Below are 20,092 nucleotides of genomic sequence, written 5' to 3'. Positions count from 1 at the left end.
TAATTTCATGAACAAAAAAAGAGTGTGCCTGTAAAAATTTAGAGTACTAAATTATAGATTTCATAATAGATATCTATAAAAAAACCAACACGGAAAATGATATAGATAGATAAATTAGATTTAAAAATTAAATTACCTGAAGTTGGTGCATCTTTGCCAGAGGTAATATCATCAGATTGATAAAATAAGTCTTATTACTTGAAAAATGATAGCTCAACCTAAAGTTAAAAATATAAATTTAAAATAGGTTGAGCGTAATCTCTTTATTTTTGTAACAACTCAAAACGAGTAAAGATCACTGAAAAATAAACTTTTCTTTAGACTTTGATAGTTATAAAAATATTATTTTTAGATGGATATAAATTATAAATTGAAGTATCTCATGCCACCTTAAATGTGTCATGAGACTGCTAAGCTAATTATTGGTTAATTTAACCAATGATTCTGACCCTAATAAGTGAAATTTACTTAATTAATTATCCAACAATTTCCTCTTTTAATATCCTCTTGTATATACTTGTATTTCTTAGTCTGCATTAATCCGTCTTTGAACTGAACTTTTACTATCTCGTTTCTGCCGTATTGCTTTCCTTTACGAATGACTTGAGTTATTGGTGTTTCTGCAACAATTGTTGCTATCACTTCGCTTTTAAGAGACTCAAAATTACGTTCATCGATATGGGTTAAATGTAAATCTTCTTTTTTAACCTTATCAATTATCGACTTTAGCTCTTGAGCCTGCTCTAGCTTATGCTCACCCTTTTGCAAACACCTCATTTTCAACAATAGAATAGTCAACAACTGAACTTTTATATCATGGGAATAGAGACCTTTCTGATTTATAATCAAATCACAATACTTAACAGCTGTTCCAACATCTCCTCCATTTAATAAACTCATAATTTTTATTTCAAAAAGTAAAACATCTATACGATCTATAGAATCAGTATAATTTTGAAAACCTTTAAAGTAGAGTTCACCAGCCTTTGAGTTTTCTCTATCTATAAACAAAAGGTATTTACTTGAAAGGAAGGAGTCGTTAGGTGATACATAAATTCTGTCAAGGTCAGATATAAAGGTCAAAATAAATTTTGTAGCTCCCCTTTTATTTGAGTTTAGTAAATGGATAGCTATTTCCAGTAGTACAGTGGAAAAATTACTTTTTTCTTTTAAGCAATAACTTTTTATATTTTCTAAAAAATCATTTAAATCATCAACTTTATCGAGTTCTATAGCAATGTTAATCAAGCCAGAAATTTCGTATAATGATGTTTCCATTCCATAAGGCTCAATACCACTATCAAATATGATATCTCCTGAAGACAAAACATTGAGTATTTTTGGCCATAGCGAACTAAACTTACCATTATCTAGGTCTAAAGCATTAATAAGAGGTTTAAGTTTATAGGAGTTAGTAGCACTTTCGTAAGATTTTAAATAATAGTTAAATGATTCCTTTTCGTCTACGCTATCACTTAATGTGCCAAGATTATAATATGCACTACAAATTGCTTCTGGCGCCACAATATTGTCACCCAAACTTTGTTTTACAACCTCCTTATTTATTTCAATTATTTGTTCACGATGTTTTTCTATATCCATCTTACCTAAAGTTGATGCACGATTGATCAATGCTATAAAATAGTAATCATTCGGTTTTTCCTTAATTATTTGGTTAAAATATTCTTCTGATTTTTCATAATTTTTCTGTTTCAAATATGAAAGGCCAAGAATATATAGTTGTTCAATGTGAATATCCCTAAATCCAACTTTATCAAAAAGCTTATTTTCCATACAGTTGATAGCTTTTTGATTTTCACCCAGCTTCGAATAACATACCCCTAATTTGTAGCTCGAATTCAATTGATCGGCATTAGAGAACTCTGGATTATCAACAATATTCACATATATTTCCGAAGCTTTTCCGTATTCTCCATTAACGAAAAACTCTTCTGCTTTAACTAATGATAATGTATTTTGTTTGCTAATCTCTAGCAACCATGACATATCCAAACTTTCTTCTATAATTCTGTTTTTTATTTTGATATCTCCTGATTCATAATCAGAAGATAGTATTCCTGCCAAATACAACCTACTCTTTACTTTGTCACTCAGATCTTCCATACGCTGGTAATAAATAGATAACACAGCTTCTCTTAATTCTGTGTCCGATTGAATTAGAGTTCTAATATGATCTACTGGAGGCCTATTAAAGTTTGTTGTATATAAAATACTGACTATATTATCTATACTTTCACAATCAACCTTTTCATTTTCAATGATCATATCTTCGACTTTAGAACAAATTTCCCAGCTCAAGCGAGGGTTTCCATTAGCCCAGTAAAAAATCCTGCCTATTACATCTTCAGATAAAGATAGATTTGTTTTTTCGACTAACGAATTAAACTCTTTTAGACTAAAATCACCCAATAATATTTTTTGACCTATATTAAATGGTGAAATAGATTTATCTTTAATTATATCGCTAGGCTCAGCAACGCCTGAAAGTATGTAGCTTAAGCGTTCAAATTCACTATAATTAACTCTTTCAAAGTAAACACTTCTGACTTGAGCAAATATTTTGTCTGAATATTCAGCAGCTGTAAGCGAGTCGATTTCATCCAAGTTTATAATTAGTTTACCTGTAATTTCAGAAAGAATTAACCTCAACTCACTTACATGTTCACGATGCGCAACAGTTTTACGTTTCTCTCTATTCGAGTAGATTTTTTCAGATATACTTTCCAGCTTTTCATAATTAACATCTAAAATAGTGTCAACAATATTTCTAAAGCATTCTCTATCAGTCTCGAACTTGTTTGAAAGATCTATATAAGCGAATATATCGTTAACTCCTTCCAAGGCCCTTTTAGAGTTAATTAGAAGGTTAGTCTTTCCCATTTGCCTAGCGACAAGTATATAGCCAGGACGCCCCATATCCCTTATAATTTCTCTTAATTGGACATCAGCATTTCTTTCTACGTAAAGCTCTTCAGGGATTATAGTACTTGGAATTAATTTTTTACTCATAATCACTATGCCTTTAATGGTTGCTTAGATAATTCATCTTTGAAGTATTTTTTTACATGTCTAGGAATGCCACCAAATGTATCAATATCTACATCAACCAAACCTATTCCTGTATGCTTTTCAATCAAGTTTATTAAACTCCTTATTTCGTCAGTACTCCATGGAACCCATTCCTTAACTTTGAGTACCTCAGACGTTTTTGTTAACTCATTTGATAATGAGTTGGGTCTATATATTGAAGATAGAGCTATTTTGAAATCAATATTAATTAATGAATTAATTAAAGCGTATATATAATTTGAAAAGTCAATGAACATAACATTATTTGAAATTGGTATTTCTTCGATAAACAAGAAATACCCTTCCTCATCAGCTTTATTTGAAATAAAGCCAGATATTTTCTTTATACAATCTTGGATATTATGTGTTTCAACATACTCTCCCTCATTTAGCTCTGTAAGTATTCCATTAAAAAGCTCATGTACACCACTCCCTATATAACTCCCTAAACTTATATATTTAAAATCAATATCTTCTTCATATAATGCTCTGAATATCGATGTTGTTTTTCCTGTACCTGACTCACCGCAAACCCAAACACTATACTGGCTTATAGTTTGAACTAAATGAACATCTACGTCCCTGACAATTGTATAATCTTTATATTTAGGCTCATATCTGTTAAATAGGGAGCTTTGTATATCTGAAAGCTTTTTATTGATTGGCAAACAAACCCCCTCACTAGTCATATAATCTATTAAAAATTCGTGAGAGGCACAACATGCTGACTTTGGTTTAACTATTGATGAGTGATCAGAGTTCGGAATTAATTTTCTCTTATTAAAGTACCTTGCCGCAGATTCTTTATTTACTACCCTATAATTTATAAAAGGAATACGAAATGGCGCCCTATTTTCAAATGCTTCTATACCTGTAATATTAACGCTCTTCTCTGCTAACAATGTATTAAATCTATCATCTATATCTTTGAGAATATCACTTTCCCAATTCAACTCTTGTGCTAATTGATTATTTGTTAATTTAGAGAGAAGCCTTGCTAAGAAAGGAATCTTTGAACCATATGAAGGAGACGCGTATAAACATAAACCTACTTTTTTGTTTCTAAAAGTTGAACGATAAGAGTCGAGAATGTACCGAGCTACTATACCGCCGGTACTATGTGTAACAAATATAATATTCTCTTTAGAAATTGGAGGAGAATTTCCTTTTTCATCTGTTCTCACCAGCTGCGAATGAACCTCCTTCGCGCATTCGCTGATCCCGTAGTCATTTGAACCAGCTTCTGTATAGAATTCAGCTAGAAATATACTGGGTTTAAAAATTCTTTTCTCTTTCAGAATTAAGTCCGGCCAAAACACGTTACATTTACTAGTCCAGCACTTACTGCTATCTGAAAACAGTCCATGGATAAAAACTATAACAGTATCCGACTTATTTACTTCATACCAACCTTTCATATGACCCCGTAGGCTTTTTAAACTAACGCTCAATATTAAGCTTTCAAATATTCCAATCCTGTATTACACATTGATTTATTATAACTAACTTTTAATTTTTACTGTTCCATAAGTTTTTGCATTTCTTTTAATAAATTTCGCTGAGGGCTAAATGCTTCAAACAAGTTATCAACTGAACAATTATTTGAATCTAAGCAAGTAAAGCTAAATTTGCTTCAGAAAAAAAATCTTTCATTATGTGAATCTAACCAAGCTTTAGCTGCTCTATAGTAGGCCAAGCAGCCATGAACTTTTATGTCATTGTTTTCACTATGATTTCCTAGAGCCAAGTTCGCTAAATATTTAGCACCTTGCCCTGAACCTACACCTAGGTCAAGAATTCTAGCATTGTGGTTATTAATTATTGTTGGCTAAAATTTAGCCCTGCTTTGATGCACCTTCTCAAATATCTTCAAGAGGGGTTGCTGAGCTAAATAGCTTACATTTAGATTATAAAAATTTTCCGTCAATTAACTTTCCTTATACTTCACTAGTATGCCAACCTTGAATAGCCTTACAATTAATTTAATAACAAAATAAATTTGTACATATTTTTTATAATGCAATAAATTTGGAGTTTTGTCTGTAATTATCTTGTTGCTAATAACACCTTGCCATTAAACCTTATAATGATATGGTAAGATGATACACTTCAGGTTCGCCTCTGAGCTTTTCTGAATCCTCACAAATACTCAACCTTTGCTTGTAATACATCACTAGAGCTTTTCTTGTTTTAATACATAAACAGCCATCTATCATGTTGTAATCATTCGCAATAATTCTCTGCTGGGACTTAGATAAGTGTGGATTAGGAATTACTTTCAAAGTTTCATAGGTTATCCAGTCAACATCTAAATCACGGTTATTGTTAGCATGATCTAATAAATCTGGCTCATTTCGAAATCTGCTTAGTACAAAGTCTCTGTATTTTTTCTTTTCTTCGCAATACGCTCTTAAGTGCCAACGTACACCGTCATATACAATTGAATGGGGCACAATAATACGACCTCGAACTGACGGAGATGACAAAGAAATATAATCAACATCAACTCTTCTGCACTCTCTTGCCGCTAACAACAACTTTCGTATTATTTGAGGGGAAATAGATCTATCTGGTATCGATAAAATTTCACATTCTGCATTTTGCCAATTAAAAAATTCAAAACATGAATCCATAGTTTGTTGTTGATACAAAAAAGATAGGTATTCACCGGGAGTACCTTCAGTAAAGTGAGGAATAAAATCTTTTGCTGGTTTATATCCTCTTAGCTTTTGATCAAGAATTATTTGCTCCTGCTCAAATAGAGACTTGTATTTAGCAATGTCTCTAGAAGCTTGCTGACGCCCTATTTTAAATGCATCACAAAGATGATTAGTTGTTAGGCGTCCCTCCCAAAGAACTATTATTTCAATGAGTCTAAATCTTAATATTTGATCCCACTTAAAAGAACTCAAGCTCATAACCTGCTCTAAAATGTTACACACATATGTATACAGTATTTACATGTACCTAAAATGTACAGTACATTTAATTACATAGTAAATAGGGACGTTAATTAGTAGATAAAACCTAGGAAAGTGAGATTGAAAATATATAAGCGTTACTTAAATGCAATAAAAGAGTCAGCACCATTGCCATTGTTCGTCTTTAAAGACTGGTGCTCAAAGCAACTCGATATTGATAATGAGCTTTTCAGCAAAATTTTTAATGTAACTAACTCAATTTCAACTAAGCACTATTTGGTATCAATCAAAGATACCAGTTTGTATGAGCAATACTTTTCTCGTTTTGAATATTCGAGTAATGACGAAAAAGTTGAAGCAACTCTTCATGGGGATAGTAAGAAAGGGAAAATAGATGGTGGAGTTCTTAATTTTAAACACCATTATTTTGATCAACATGGTATTTCCATTTGTTTTAGAAATACAAAGACAGGTTTTAACCCCAGTTCGACCAGCCTGCTATTAATAGAAAATCTAAATAACTTTTTAAGCCCAAATAACGTGTTTGTTGGTATTGATGAAGACAAACTAACAAGCAATGTTATATGGAGTAAGGGCCAAGAAATAACATCAAAGCAATATGTTAATTTCTTAAACAAATATGATCAAATCATTTGTTTTTTTGACTTTGATCTAGGTGGCTTTGAAGCTTTTAAAAGGCTCAAATTAACATTACGTAGCGATATAAAATTGACATTCTATCATCCTGTGAATTTGGCTAAATATCTGAATTTTTTCGGCAAAAATGTAACTGACAAACAATATTTAGCATTAAGAAAATACAACAACATAACTGAGCTTAATGACATCATAAATGAGATAGTTTCCTTAAAAGTAAATGGACGTCGCTCGATTAGATTTTTAGAGCAAGAAGCATTGCAGATCGCATTAGAGAGTGAGATTAATGAATAATATTTTAAACTTTGAAGACCAAACCGAATTACTTTCTATTGATGATCAGCTTTGCTATCAATTGAGAAAAATCATGTTTCACAACTCGGCAGCTGCCAACTGCTTCTCTTTAGAAACAGATAAAAATACTTTACTTAATGGCACCAATGGTAAAGGTAAAACTTCAAAGCTTAATGCTATTCAAATTGGATTTTTACCGCATACTACATTTAAAAGTTCGGATAAGAAATTTTATTTTGTCGACTCTGAAGGTGAGCACTTTAGCGATCAAGACTGTTTTTACTACCACTTTCCTGACAGTAATAGTGTTATCGCTTATGAGTTCAAAAATACATATGGTGTTTTCACCCAACTTGTGTACCGAGGAGCCGCACCACTAACTATTGAAAGAGCATTTTTACCTGTCAGTATGGATGATATCTATGATTGGTTTTGGGTATTTTCAAAAAATGATGAACTTGGCACCCCAACAAAAATAACGTACCAACAATTAATAAGTAAAATAAAAGCTGTAAAGGGGCATAGGTTTTCAAAAACGGTTCAAGAGAACAAGAAAGTGATGTTCAATCGTACATTAGTTGATGAAGACTCAGCAAGGTTCTCAATAGCGCCTATTACCGAAAATAAGATAGATAACTTAATTGATGTTTTTAAGTTGGCTGTTAATGCCACATCTATTAACGATAAACTCATTAAGAAAACTGTCGTTAGCCTGATTGAAAGCACATATATCAACAACACAAGAGATAAAACCGACTTTTCGCCTACTCAACTTTTAGAAAAGTTTGATAGTTTGGAAAAAGACAGGCTAGTTCTGAATAACAGAAAAAACTTTGAAGATTACTACAAGTCTATTTGCAATGCATTCAACGAATTGAAAACAGTTTCTGATCAGCTAGATCATGATTTTATTCAGCTAGAAAGCTCTACTAAACATTTTATTAAAAATAAAATGGCTGAAATTCAAGCTTTAGAAGACGAGAAAAAACTAAAGGAAACTAAAAGGGATAGCTTTGATTTAAAAGCAACAAAGTTACAATCATCTTATGATCAAAAAACAGGCGCACTCAATGCAAAGTCAACTCAAGTTAACAGAAGAAAACCTAAAGTTGAACAATACCAAGCGCTTTTGTTTGGTGAAGATTCTGACTTGATCCTCTTTAACGGTGATGCAGAACATATAGAAAAATACTGGCAAGATTACTTAGATGGAGTTAAAGAAGAGTTAAAGCCTTATGAAAATATGGTTGAGACAGAAAAAAAACGTGAACAGTTTAAAGACGAATTAATAGAATACGAAACTGAAATTTCTGGTCTAAAAGCTGCACTCTCATCCAACAGTCAATTACTCATACGTAACTCTAAACTATCTCACCCTGAAATTTTATTGACTGTAAATAGTGCTTTTGGACTTACATCTGACAACTTTACAGACAAGCAAATTAGCTATCTAAATCAATTTTGTAACTTATTTGAAATAAAAGAAAACCAAGTATTTTTAGGTGAAATACCGTTTGGTCTATTACCCGAAGAAACAACATTTTCTCGTCAAGATATAGAGAAGAAGCTGGAAGCTAAAGAGCAGGCTAAAAGAAAAGTACTTGAAGACATTGCGAAGCTAGACAAAGTACTAAGTGCTAACTGGCAACAGTCGTATGAAGAACTCGTAACTAGTAGAGATAGAACCAAGAAAGATTTAAAGTTATTAAGGGAAGTCGCACCGTATTATGAGGAGCACTTAGCTGACTTGAGAGGGTTAGAAGAAGAGCAAAATCATAACATAGCTCTAAGCGAACAAATTACAATCATCAAAACACAAGCAAAGGAACACAATGAGATTATAAAAAGTATTCAAGGAAAGCTCGATTCATTAAATTCAATGAAAACAAGTGCAGAGTCGATTGAATCAAAATTAAATTCTCTAAAAACTATAGAGAAATACAAGCCTAAAAGTGAGCTACAGAGCGCTGATGCTATAGACCCCCCCCACCAAGGACATCTGCAAAATGTTGAGAGCCTATTTAAGCGCGTTACGGAGGCTAAAGGTGCGATTTTAAAGGGTCTTAACATACTAGTAACTAACAATATCGTAGAAGATGCTAACAGCTTATTGATGAATTCAAGTCCAAGTTTTAATAGTATTTACAGAGGTTTGTTTGCTGATTGCCAAGCAATTTATGAATCCTTAGAAGATGATGAAAGACAGCTAAATGAACTAGCAAAAGCGCATGGTCAAGTAACGCTTGATTTAACAAAAACGCTAAGCCATCAAATTAGTCACTTTGAAAATTATATAAAACGTTTAACTAAAGAACTTAACACGTTCAAGCTATCTAATATTGATGCAATGCGACTTGAGCTAACAATTGAGCCGGGAGTAACAGCCTTTATTGAAAGCGTAAACTCCCTTGGTGTTGGTGCTGATGATGCCCTTAATGTAATAGAAAAAGGACTATTTAACCAAGTGCGCAAATTTCTCACCTCAATGGAAATTCAAAACAAAGATGAGTTTGTGCTAACAGGATTAAAACTAGTAAAAAGTGTGCGTCTTGAGTATCAAATGAATGGTAAATGGGAGAAAAAAAGCGGCTCTACTGGAACCTCTTTAACCTCTAGCGCAATGCTATTAAGCTTGTTCATTCAGGAAATGATGGGTAAAGACTATTCACTAACAATACCGCTCAATATCGATGAGACCAGCAACTTAGACTTTTCTAACTTAGAAAATATTTATCAATTTATACAAGACAGAAATTTAATATTATTTTCTGCGTCGCCTGATATTCCACTTTGCGCAGATGAAATTTTTGAATGCTTTATAAACCTTGATGATACAGATGTTTTCGATGAAACAAAGCTTGTTTCAGATGAGTTTCGCTCAACATATCATTATCAGCTTGAGCAAGCTATTGAAGTTTAGGACTTAATTTGATGATTAATTATAAATCAACTATCAAGTACATAATCGATTATGACGAGCCAATTTCCGCTCTGGTGGAGTATATGGATCAGCAAAGTGTAACTAGAGTCCCAGTTGTCTTTTTTGAATTACAAGTCAAACAGTTGATCGATAAAGTTAAAAAAGGAACGGATAGACAAATAGTAGACGCTATTTCAAAAGCTTATGCCTTGAGGAACTTGAAGCAACATAATTTTGTCACACACGATGAAAGCAATGAAAGTATCACTTTGACAAAGTTTATAGAAGTGTTTGTTCGAAATATGTCTGAAAAAATGCGTGTTAAACCTATTACAGACAAACGCTTTAAAGCGCACGCATCTCAACTTGACGATATATTAAGTGAAGCGAACAGCTATGCCTCTAAAACAGCAACAGACAAAGTTAATTTCAGAGAATATTTGCAGGACTTTCTTTCTGAAGTAAAGCAAGACTTTGAATCCAATAAACGTGCAATTACGGTAAAAACAGATAATTTAAGCAAACTTTTGAATAGTTCCGAATCTCAAGGAGCTCAGCGGTTAATATATACAAAAATTGTAGAGCTATGTGAAAGGTACGTAGAGCCTTTTTTCCAATTTATTAGTCATACGCAAGATAAAAATGGTTTCATACCTACGATGGTGCGATTAAGGGATTTTTTTGCAGAACAAGAAATGCTCGACGAAGAGGCTGAAGTTGGACGCTTTATTTTAAATTTTTCCTCATATACAAAAGACATTCAGCACGTTTACGATCGAATAAATGACTACCGCAGAAAAGGACAGCAAGATTTAATTGTATTTAATGGTTTCGAAAAAGCATTTAACCACTTATCTGAAATAGTCATGGGAATGCAAGATGGTCTTTTAGTTAGAAATTATTTATATAATAACCAAGAATTCATAAGTACTTATAAGAAATTTGACAATGCTAAGGCTGATAATGAAAAGCACGGCAATGTTTCAATTAACTACACTGACTTTATAGAGCACTTTTCGAATATTGAGAAAGACATAGTGTTTTCATTTAAGGGGAGTTCTCAAAGCTCAACGTTATCGCAAGAAATTAATCTAGAACGGTTAGCATTAGACAAAGAGTCCGCAGCTTTATTAAGAGCTAGAAATAAAAAGAATAAACAACTCATTATGAAAATTTCTAAGCTGATAAAACAGCATTTTTCCTCATTTAACAAGTTTGAGGAACCTATTGATATAATAGGTAATATCCATCAAATATTGTCTGCAAATATTGATGACTACCGCCCTTTTTATACGCTATATGCCTATACAAACATACGTAAAAAACTACTAGCTTTTGAAAAACAAGGGCTGATTAGAGTAAGCGTTGGTTACGACCAAAGAAAAACCTTTGTTTACAAAAGCAACAGCTATAAATATCGCCCTATATTGATTCAGGACCTAACATGAATATCGAACAAATAAATTTAAAGAGAAGTATCCAAATATATGACGAGCTGACTAAAGGACGAGTTATTAATAGACATCTTTATAGCTCCAGTACTCATAGTTTAGTTGATAACCCTCTATTTCAAGAGCTACGTGAGAACTTAGATATTTATACTATTCAATATCAAATGTCTGGTCATCAATTAATTGATGATGGTGAATACTTCTATTTGATACATAAAAAGTTAGAAAACAATAACAATCAACTCATTAAAACAAAAGTATATAGTTCAATTATCGTGCTAGTTAGGTGTGTTACACATCTACAGTCTAGGCTTTATGAATCCATTAAGAATGTTAATTATGGCATTGAAATTAAAGAGTTAAACGAAATTAAATTACCTGAAGAGTATCTTTTGATATTAGAAAAAGGCAAACATGAAACCCTTCATAAAGCTATTGAGTTTTTAGCTGAACGAAACTTTTTAATAAAGACTAATAGAGATAAATATGTGTTAAGCAATGCTGGACTATCCATAGTGGATGAAATAATTGAGCGCCAAAATGTTTAATGCTTAGTTCTTCATTTATTATCTTCAATTATTTAATTCAACTTAGATACTTGAAAATATTTCCTAAATTTAGATTGTAAATATTTTCAAGTACCGAAAATACGCTTCAACTCAAATACAATCCATCAAATGCTCACTCCACCACTCCATCATTTCCTTTCTACGAGCCAAATATTGAGCTCGGTTATATGCTCGTCTAACCTCATTTTTATCAGTATGGGCCAATGCGCTTTCAATCAAATCAGGGTCGAAGCCCTTTTCATTCAGAATTGTACTACCTAAAGCTCTTAAGCCATGAGCGACTAGAATGTTTTGAAAGCCCATTCTTTTTAATGCTGCATTTGCCGTTTGTGGATTGGTATGAGTTCTAGGATTTCGGTCCGCAGGAAATATATATTCTAAATGAGCACTTATTGGTTTCATAAGCTCAAGTAAGTGTAGCGACTGCTTAGTTAAAGGAATTTTATGCTCCTTCCTTGCTTTCATTCTTTCTGCAGGAATAGTCCAAATTTCATTTCCAAAATCTATTTCAGACCATTTAGCACAAGCTGCTTCTGATGGCCTGCACAATGTGTGTAATTGCCACTCGATGAGGCATCGCGTTGTATATTTTATACTTGCACGATTTAATCGCTCTAATAATTCAGGTAATCTTTCTGGCTCAATGGTATTCATGTGATTACGTTTAGGAGACTGAAAGGCACTTTTAATTCCAGCTAATGGATTTGCATGGATAATTCCCGTATTAACGGCATACGTCATGATTTCATTTACACGTTGGCAAAGACGTCTTATTTGCTCATACACTCCTCGCGCTGCTAAAGGTTGCATCACTTCAATAACTAAAGGCGCTGATAGGTCTCTTATTGCTCTATCTCCTAGTCGAGGAAATAAGTGGTTTTCTAACGAGCTCCATAAATCCTCAGCATACCCTTCTGTCACAGTAGTCTTTTTTATTTCGAACCACTTTTGAGCCACCAGCCTAAAAGTGTTTTGAGCTTCGCTTATTTCAAATGCCTCAGCCTGTTTTTTGTGCTCTTTTGGATCAATGTTTTTTGCAAGTAATGTGCGAGCTTCTTCTCTTAATTGCCTTGCTTCTTTTAGCGTAATTAGTGGGTAAGTACCAAAGCTAATATTTGTTCTTTTTTTGGTATAGGGAGGACTATATCGAAAGATCCAAGATTTAGTTCCTGATGTAAGAACTCTTAAAATTAAACCTTCGCCATCTGATAACTCATAATTTTTATCTGATGCTTTAGCTCTTTTTATTTGAGTATCATTTAATCGAGTTGCTACTTTAGGCATTGTCTGCACCTGCTGAATGTGGTCACTTTGAATTTATGGCCCATGGCTTTTGGCCTATCAATTTGGTGGGCCACTCTATGGTACATCGTTACCCGAAAAGTGCAAAACAACGTCGAACAGTACAGATACAAAAAACCCCTCAAACCTAGAAGATTTAAGGGGTTTCAGGTCGTCTTCGATGGTAACCGAACACTGTATTGGTGGAGCTGGGGGGATTTGAACCCCCGTCCGAAAAGCCTCGACCTTTGGTACTACATGCTTAGTATCGTCTTTTAGTTAACCTTATACAGCTCGGACGAACACGATCTGCAAAGGCGAGGCCGCTTAGTTTTAGCCCTTCAACCCCGGCCAGGGTTTCCGTAGCGAGTCCGTGTAGGGTGACACTTCAGAACCGGGTCCACAGACATACACCGGAGAAGTGCTAGCGGGCTATTATGCCGCTAGAGCGTAGTTATCGTCGTTTGCGATTACTTTAAATTGCGGCTTTTTTACGAGGCCAACCGCACCTCGACATGCACCTCGGGCGTCTTGAATTCCGTCGAATCCTAATCAGCCCCTGAATTTGGTATCTCATTCAGAGTGTCTGTGCAGTATAACTGAGTAGCCTGTTCAGACTCAAGGCATTAATCGGGAAATTTTTGCTAAGTGCCTTTGACTGCTGAAATTTCAAGCAGGAAAAGTCAGTTTTATACATATTTTCACATTTTAATCATACAAATCCTTAACATAGTACAAAAGTTGTGCTGAAATAGGAAACGTTGTTACCCTTCTCCAAAAATAACCTGTAACAACACATAACTATAATAACAGGCAGTTTTTTACAGGGCTTTTCAGATGTCGATGTTTTCATTCGATGAACAAAGTGGCTATGTCTCTTTGTGTGAGCATCCTAGGGATGCGGGTTTTCCTACTACGAGTTCTCAATTAATTGAATTACTTGAGCAGTCGCCTTATGCCAACTACGAATATATTGATGCCAATATAGGTAAGCTGTTCATCCCTAGCAGCCAATATCAAAACCAATCTTTAGTGGTTGCTAAAGCCGTTGATGCTCACCTTGAAGTAAAAGTCGATGCTAAAAACATGGTGGTTGAAGCAAGCTTAACAACAGCCCGTGGCGGTAAAATTGTTAGCATGGATATGGCGCAAGAGGTGCTTGCAGAGGCGGGCGTGATTAAAGGCATTAGTTTACGTGCCCTTGATACCTTTTTAGGCCAACAATTTAAGCAACCACCCGGCGCCCATTACACCGCAATTGTTGCCCATGGCAGAATGCCTAAAGAAGGCACTGATGCTAAATTTGTACGCTTATGCTCTACAGCACAAGACCGCGTTCTTAGCCCGCAAGCGACCTCTGGCGGTAAAGTCGACATGCGTAATTTAGGTGCCATTATTACCGTTAAACCCGGCACGCCATTAATGCAACGAGTGCCTGCAACACCCGGCGAAGATGGCTTTACGGTGTTTGGTGATGTGATGCCAGCTAAGTCCGGTAAAGACTTACCTCTTGAGCCATTTGAAGGAACGCGTATCGATCCAAACAATAGCAATATGTTAATTGCCGATGCTAAAGGCGTGCCTGTTGCCCTACCCCGCGGTATGCGCGTGGACGATGTATTGTGCTTTCATCATGTTGATGTAAGTACGGGCCATGTCGAATTTGATGGTAGTGTCATTATCAGTGGTGATGTAAAAGATGGAATGCGCGTCAAAGCAACGGGTGATATCACAGTATTAGGCTTTGTTGAATCAGCCACAATTGAAAGTAAAAGTGAAGTCACCGTGATGCTTGGGGCTGTTGGCAGAAAACGTGAAAACGTTGAAAACTTTACCTGTAACATCACGGCTTCGCGCACTATCTCTGTTGGTTATGCTCAGTACTGCCATATAAAAACAGAGCAGGATTTATTCATTGAACGTCAGGCTTTGCATTGTGATTTAAGTGCTCGCCGCCTTATTCGAGTCGGCAAAGCTAATAACCCGCGAGGCAAAATCATTGGTGGCAATATTTTAGATGCGATGCGAATTGAAACCGGTGAGCTTGGTGCGCCGTCAGGCACTAAAACACGGGTTTTCATTGCTCAATACTGGCATGATTTACGCCAAAAGCAGCAGCAAATTAATGACTTTGAAAAACTATTAATGACGAAAGCAGCAGCTTTACAGCAAGCACGCAAAAAGGCCAATAAAATACCCGACCCAGCTCAACGTGCGCATTATATTAAAAAGATAACTGCCAGCGAACAGCAAATTAAAATTAAAACAGCCAGCACGAAGAAAAAGAAACACTTAGTGAAAATTAAGATTGCGCGCTTATTAGCAACAAGCCGCTTAAAAGTGAATGAATTAATGCATCCTGGGGTGGAGCTTAAGATAGCGCAAGAGAGTAAACAGTTCTCACGTATTTACCCTCCTAACATGGTGCGTTTTTTTGAAGGCAAAATTACTCAGTCGTTTTAGCGGCTGAGTCTTGCTCTTCTTCACTTGCTTCAGTTTCAGGCAATGGCCAACCGCCAAGTTGTTGCCAGCGATTAACGATTAAACAAAACAGTTCTGCTGTGCGTTCGGTATCATAAAGTGCTGAGTGAGCTTGTTTATTATCAAACTCAATCCCTGCCGCCCTACACGCTTTAGCTAATACTGTTTGCCCTAGTGCAAGGCCTGCCAATGATGTGGTATCAAAGCTAACAAATGGATGAAATGGCGTGCGCTTAATTTTACAACGCTCAATGGCGGCATTTAAAAAGCCGTGATCAAACGCTGCATTATGTGCTACTACCACTGAACGCTGACAACCCGCCGCTTTTTGTGCCTTGCGCACGACTTTACAAATTTCTTTAATCGCTTCTTCTTCAGGCACCGCACCACGCAGCGCAGAAAAAGGATCAATACCATTAAACTCAATGGCCGCTTGTTCAATATTCGCGCCTTCAAATGGCTCAACATGAAAATGCACAGTATGATCAATACTTAACACGCCGTCTTCATCCATTTTAAGGACAGATGCAGCAATTTCTAATAACGCATCGGTTTCTTTATTAAAACCTGCGGTTTCAACATCAATCACAACAGGAAAAAAGCCACGAAAGCGTTTTGCGAAAAGAGTTTGTTCAGTATTTTCCATAGTCTTCTTGGTTTGCCAGTGTAAGCTGGCTATTATGTCAAAAACCACGGCTACTCTGCTAGAGTAAATAGTGTGAAATCGCAGATTCTTACTGAGTTTTTAGGCACATTACTTGCTTTATATTAATCAGCTAGCCCTGTGTTTAGTATGCTGAAGCAATTAAACACAAAAATTGCCAATTATTTGGCATTGATGATTTGTTGGAGAATTACCGTGATGAAGCTTTCATTACTTCCTTTAAGCCTAGGCCTATTAACCTCAGTTGCAAGTATAAATGCGCATGCAGCCATGCGTGAGTATACCGCTAATGCTGATATGTCGAACTGGCAAATGGTTAAAACTTCTCGCTTAGAATGCCAATTAAATCATGAAGTTCCTTACTATGGTGAAGCAATTTTCAGCACCACTGCCAGTAAAAATAAAGACGTAAACTTCAACCTTGATATGGTCGTACGCCCAGACAATTACAGTATTGCTGGCCTAAAAGCCGTACCACCTAGCTGGCGTGCAGGTATGCCTGCTCGCGACTTAGCAAATATGAAGCTATTACGTAAGTTTGACGGCGAGCTTGGCAACAAAACCGCTTGGGAAATGCTCACCGAACTTGAAAAAGGTTACCAACCGACATTTTATTACCAAGACTGGCAAAACAGTGCCGATAAAATTGCCGTTGGTTTATCGAGTGTCAACTTTAAGCAAGCTTATTGGGCGTTTTTACAGTGCCGAGATGCGATGCTGCCTTACAGCTTTGAAGATATTTCGTTCACAGTGATGAACTATGAGCCTAATACCAGCAAACTGACTAAATCATCACAAAAACGCTTAGATAAAATTGGCGAATACTTAAAGTACGACACCAACATCGAATCTATTTCAATATCTTCTTACACCGATAGCTACGGTGGTCGCTGGAATAACCTCGAATTATCAAAAAAGCGTGCTAAAGCGATTAAAGATTACATTGTTAGCTTAGGGGTTGATGAAAGCAAAGTAGATACCGATGGTTACGGTGAAAAGCGCCATGTTGCCAGTAATGACAACATTTTGGACAGAAACAAAAACCGTCGTTTAGTCATTCAAATTGCAAAAATGTAGCCGCCGAAGCGGCTACTAGCTTTAACTCATTTCTATTGACTTCACACGCTTAAAGCGCTTAAGCCACTTATCGCCAAACTGAAAAAACGCGAGACTAATCATAATGATGGTCGCGCCAACAATCAGAGCTTGGTCAATGGGCTCATCATTAAGCAAACCACCAATCGCAATTGCAAAACTTGGTGTGATCAGGGTTGTTAATGCGACCGTGCTTGCGTTCAACTTCTGCAATACATGAAAATACGCCAGCGCACCAATTAATGAACCAAACACGCCTAAGTAAACAATTGAGTACAGTGATTTTGCACTCCACATCTGGCTATTAAGTTGGCCATCTACCAGCAACCAAGTAATAAAAAACAGTGGGGTTACAAAAACCAACGCACCAAATGTGGTGGCCATTGGATGAATAGCAATTCTTACCCGTTTGATCATCACACCGCTCAAACTAAAAAAGCACACTGCCATAAATACATATAACAGGCCACTAAGCTGCTCTACTCCCCCTTGAATATGGCGCTGGCTTACTAAAAATAAACCAATTAAGGCACAGCCAAGTGCGCCAAGCTTAATGGCGCTGAACTTAGGTTCGTTCAAGATCTTTTGCGCAAGTAAGCCCGATAAAATTGGCGCAAGACCAAACATCAATGATATTAACCCAGAAGGCACTGTTTTAGCGGCCATGTAGCTTAATAACATGCCGCCAAAAATACCTATGCTTGAATAGCCATAAAGGAATAAAGCACGGCGATGCCAGGGCACTCGGATATTGGCAACAGCAACGACAAACGAAGCCAACACCAGCCCCACCAGCATGCGTAAAAATACAGCCAGGGTTGGTGCTACCGTTTCACTACTCCAAACAATACCCAGTGGGGTTGTTGACCAAATCACCACCATTAAAAAATATGAGGCTTTAACAGGCACAAGCTTATTCCTTTAAAAAGGCGAAAAAAGCGGAAGAGAATTTAAAAGGGAAATAACCAACCGCTTAGAACGCGGTTAGTAAAACTTACTTAATTAACCGCAGCAAATAACAGACCATACGACTGATGAGGTCAGGCGCATACAATTGTTTGTTGGTCGTTGGTTTAGCTGCATCATGGTATTTAATAAAGTAAGTTGAAGAAGCTTAAGAAACCGCCTAAATGGTGATTTTGTCAACACGAATACTCATGCTATTTGGCAAAAAGTTTTTTGCTGATTTCAACAGCCTGTTTGCACATGTAAATCATAGGTTACATTTAATTTCTTTGATTTATAACAAAACTATTTAAGTTTTGTTAAACAAGTTATATCTTGCTTGCCTCTCACGAAGTTTAAGGGGCAAAAAGTGCTTAAAAATAAAACAATAGGTAGCATGTTAATTGTTGCTGGCACCACCATAGGTGCAGGGATGCTGGCATTGCCTATCGCCTCCGCAGGGCTTGGTTTCACAACAGCGTTATCACTTATCTTACTTACATGGGTTTTAATGACCTACACAGCATTACTGATGCTAGAGCTACATCAATATGCCGACAGAGATGCAACCCTCAATACGTTAGCTAAGTCATGGTTAGGTAAACGTGGCCAATGGGTTGCTAACTTTTCAGTGATGTTTTTGTTTTACGCATTATGCGCTGCGTATATCGCAGGTGGTGGTGCGCAATTACAAGAAAAGCTCAACAATGGTTTATCGCTTTCTTTAGCGCCGCAAGTTGGCTCAGTTATTCTGGCTGTTGTGATTGGTACTGTGGTAACACTCGGTACCAGCAAAGTCGATAAGCTTAACCGCGTACTGTTCACTATTAAAGTATGCGTACTAGCCAGCTTATTTTATATGCTGACACCTTATGTTCATGGCCAACACTTACTTGAAATGCCGATTGAACAAGGTCTGATTTTATCTGCAATCCCGGTGGTGTTTACCTCGTTTGGTTTTCATGGCTCTATTCCGTCGATAGTGAAATACGTGGGTTTAGATATCAAAACACTTCGTAAAGTAATGGTGGCCGGTGCAGCTCTGCCTTTAGTGATTTACATTTTTTGGCAATTACTTAGCCAAGGCATGATGAGTCAAAGCGACTTACTACAAAGCCAAGGGTTACCCGGTTTTGTAAGCAGTATTGCTAGCATTGCTCACAGCCCACATGTTGCCACCGCTGTGAACATTTTTGCTGATTTAGCGCTGGCCACGTCTTTCTTAGGGGTGAGTTTAGGTTTATTCGACTTTTTTGCTGATGCATTTAAAAAAGGTGATGGCAGTAAAGATCGTATCAAAACAGCCTTGATCACCTTTATTCCACCACTAGGTTTTGCGCTATTCTATCCACAAGGGTTTATTATGGCACTTGGCTACGCCGCCATTGCGCTGGTTATTTTAGCAGTGTTTTTACCGGTTGCTATGGTCTATAAGCAACGAAGCAGCAAACCTGATGCGGGTTACCAAGTTAAAGGCGGTAATATTGGCTTAGCATTGGCCGCCCTGTTTGGTGTGCTTATTATTAGTGCTCAAGGTTTACAAATGGCGGGGCTTATTCCAGCGATTGGTTAAACAGCTCATCAAAAAAAGCACCCGAGGGTGCTTTTTTGTACCTGTGTTTAAGGTGTAATGCCAATTCGCTTAATTAAGTAGTCAATTTTGAGGCAAGAAAACCTTGTTGATAACAAGGCAAAAATTTCGTTATTTAGTTGTTCAAAATGAG

Annotated in this window: 13 protein-coding genes and 1 other RNA gene; 7 read left to right on the top strand and 7 right to left on the bottom strand. The window is 36.2% G+C overall.

The window, feature by feature from the left end:
- Positions 1-468: 468 nt before the first annotated feature.
- The 3 genes from NO991_RS11825 to NO991_RS11815 form a co-directional block, all read right to left on the bottom strand.
- The gene (locus tag NO991_RS11825; protein ID WP_371352033.1) at positions 469-3,030 is read right to left on the bottom strand and encodes an AAA-like domain-containing protein; all 2,562 of its coding nucleotides are present in this window, start codon (positions 3,028-3,030) and stop codon (positions 469-471) included.
- A 5-nt stretch (positions 3,031-3,035) separates the two neighbouring features.
- Positions 3,036-4,508, bottom strand: coding sequence for a hypothetical protein (locus NO991_RS11820; protein ID WP_371352032.1), 1,473 nt, complete (start codon positions 4,506-4,508; stop codon positions 3,036-3,038).
- A gap of 663 nt (positions 4,509-5,171) precedes the next feature.
- Positions 5,172-6,008, bottom strand: a complete 837-nt coding sequence (locus NO991_RS11815; protein ID WP_371352031.1) for a WYL domain-containing protein — start codon at positions 6,006-6,008, stop codon at positions 5,172-5,174.
- 123 nt (positions 6,009-6,131) lie between these two features.
- Between NO991_RS11815 and NO991_RS11810 the strand changes: the two genes are divergently transcribed.
- From NO991_RS11810 to NO991_RS11795, 4 genes are all read left to right on the top strand, one after another.
- The gene (locus NO991_RS11810) at positions 6,132-6,962 is read left to right on the top strand and encodes a Wadjet anti-phage system protein JetD domain-containing protein (RefSeq protein WP_371352030.1); all 831 of its coding nucleotides are present in this window, start codon (positions 6,132-6,134) and stop codon (positions 6,960-6,962) included.
- Entirely contained in the window at positions 6,955-9,882 is a 2,928-nt protein-coding gene (locus NO991_RS11805) for a hypothetical protein (protein WP_371352029.1), read from the top strand. The genes NO991_RS11810 and NO991_RS11805 overlap by 8 nt, the downstream gene beginning before the upstream one ends.
- Before the next feature lie 83 nt (positions 9,883-9,965).
- Positions 9,966-11,330, top strand: coding sequence for a hypothetical protein (locus NO991_RS11800; protein ID WP_371352028.1), 1,365 nt, complete (start codon positions 9,966-9,968; stop codon positions 11,328-11,330).
- Complete coding sequence (locus NO991_RS11795) at positions 11,327-11,881, top strand: hypothetical protein (protein ID WP_371352027.1); 555 nt, start codon at positions 11,327-11,329, stop codon at positions 11,879-11,881. Before NO991_RS11800 ends, NO991_RS11795 begins: the two co-directional genes overlap by 4 nt.
- Positions 11,882-11,992: 111 nt before the next feature.
- Here the strand turns inward: NO991_RS11795 and NO991_RS11790 are convergent, their stop codons facing one another.
- Complete coding sequence (locus NO991_RS11790; RefSeq protein ID WP_371352026.1) at positions 11,993-13,186, bottom strand: integrase domain-containing protein; 1,194 nt, start codon at positions 13,184-13,186, stop codon at positions 11,993-11,995.
- A gap of 198 nt (positions 13,187-13,384) precedes the next feature.
- Positions 13,385-13,743, bottom strand: a transfer-messenger RNA (tmRNA) gene (gene ssrA, locus NO991_RS11785).
- A gap of 277 nt (positions 13,744-14,020) precedes the next feature.
- Between ssrA and NO991_RS11780 the strand changes: the two genes are divergently transcribed.
- Positions 14,021-15,646: a FapA family protein gene (locus tag NO991_RS11780; protein WP_371352024.1), complete on the top strand. Its 1,626-nt coding sequence runs from the start codon at positions 14,021-14,023 to the stop codon at positions 15,644-15,646.
- Here NO991_RS11780 and rnt read toward each other — a convergent pair.
- Positions 15,630-16,310 (bottom strand): ribonuclease T, encoded by a 681-nt coding sequence (gene rnt, locus NO991_RS11775; protein WP_294408671.1) that lies wholly within the window; start codon positions 16,308-16,310, stop codon positions 15,630-15,632. The two genes, NO991_RS11780 and rnt, sit on opposite strands and share 17 nt — an antisense overlap.
- 216 nt (positions 16,311-16,526) lie before the next feature.
- On the opposite strand from rnt, the gene NO991_RS11770 reads away from it, so the two are divergent.
- On the top strand, positions 16,527-17,405 hold the full coding sequence (locus NO991_RS11770; protein WP_054561850.1) for an OmpA family protein: 879 nt from the start codon (positions 16,527-16,529) through the stop codon (positions 17,403-17,405).
- Between the two features lie 21 nt (positions 17,406-17,426).
- Here NO991_RS11770 and NO991_RS11765 read toward each other — a convergent pair whose 3' ends face one another.
- The gene (locus tag NO991_RS11765; protein WP_300359759.1) at positions 17,427-18,332 is read right to left on the bottom strand and encodes a DMT family transporter; all 906 of its coding nucleotides are present in this window, start codon (positions 18,330-18,332) and stop codon (positions 17,427-17,429) included.
- A 406-nt stretch (positions 18,333-18,738) separates the two neighbouring features.
- Here NO991_RS11765 and NO991_RS11760 point away from each other — a divergent pair, with 406 nt between their 5' ends.
- Positions 18,739-19,941 carry an aromatic amino acid transport family protein gene (locus tag NO991_RS11760; RefSeq protein WP_300359756.1) on the top strand — a complete coding sequence of 401 codons (1,203 nt, stop codon included), beginning with the start codon at positions 18,739-18,741 and terminating at the stop codon, positions 19,939-19,941.
- Positions 19,942-20,092: the final 151 nt, after the last annotated feature.

This window comes from Pseudoalteromonas sp. DY56-GL22, from assembly GCF_041414715.1.
In the GTDB taxonomy this organism is placed as follows: domain Bacteria; phylum Pseudomonadota; class Gammaproteobacteria; order Enterobacterales; family Alteromonadaceae; genus Pseudoalteromonas; species Pseudoalteromonas simplex.
The sequence above is the reverse complement of the archived record's forward strand: the minus strand, read 5'-3'. Positions and strand labels throughout refer to the sequence as shown.

What these genes read in the sequence shown, in the direction of transcription:
- NO991_RS11825 (WP_371352033.1), bottom strand. Translation starts at nt 3,030, where the DNA reads ATGAGTAAAAAATTAATTCCAAGTACTATAATCCCTGAAGAGCTTTAC.
- NO991_RS11820 (WP_371352032.1), bottom strand. Translation starts at nt 4,508, where the DNA reads ATGAAAGGTTGGTATGAAGTAAATAAGTCGGATACTGTTATAGTTTTT.
- NO991_RS11815 (WP_371352031.1), bottom strand. Translation starts at nt 6,008, where the DNA reads ATGAGCTTGAGTTCTTTTAAGTGGGATCAAATATTAAGATTTAGACTC.
- NO991_RS11805 (WP_371352029.1), top strand. Translation starts at nt 6,955, where the DNA reads ATGAATAATATTTTAAACTTTGAAGACCAAACCGAATTACTTTCTATT.
- NO991_RS11800 (WP_371352028.1), top strand. Translation starts at nt 9,966, where the DNA reads ATGGATCAGCAAAGTGTAACTAGAGTCCCAGTTGTCTTTTTTGAATTA.
- NO991_RS11795 (WP_371352027.1), top strand. Translation starts at nt 11,327, where the DNA reads ATGAATATCGAACAAATAAATTTAAAGAGAAGTATCCAAATATATGAC.
- NO991_RS11790 (WP_371352026.1), bottom strand. Translation starts at nt 13,186, where the DNA reads ATGCCTAAAGTAGCAACTCGATTAAATGATACTCAAATAAAAAGAGCT.
- NO991_RS11780 (WP_371352024.1), top strand. Translation starts at nt 14,021, where the DNA reads ATGTCGATGTTTTCATTCGATGAACAAAGTGGCTATGTCTCTTTGTGT.
- rnt (WP_294408671.1), bottom strand. Translation starts at nt 16,310, where the DNA reads ATGGAAAATACTGAACAAACTCTTTTCGCAAAACGCTTTCGTGGCTTT.
- NO991_RS11770 (WP_054561850.1), top strand. Translation starts at nt 16,527, where the DNA reads ATGAAGCTTTCATTACTTCCTTTAAGCCTAGGCCTATTAACCTCAGTT.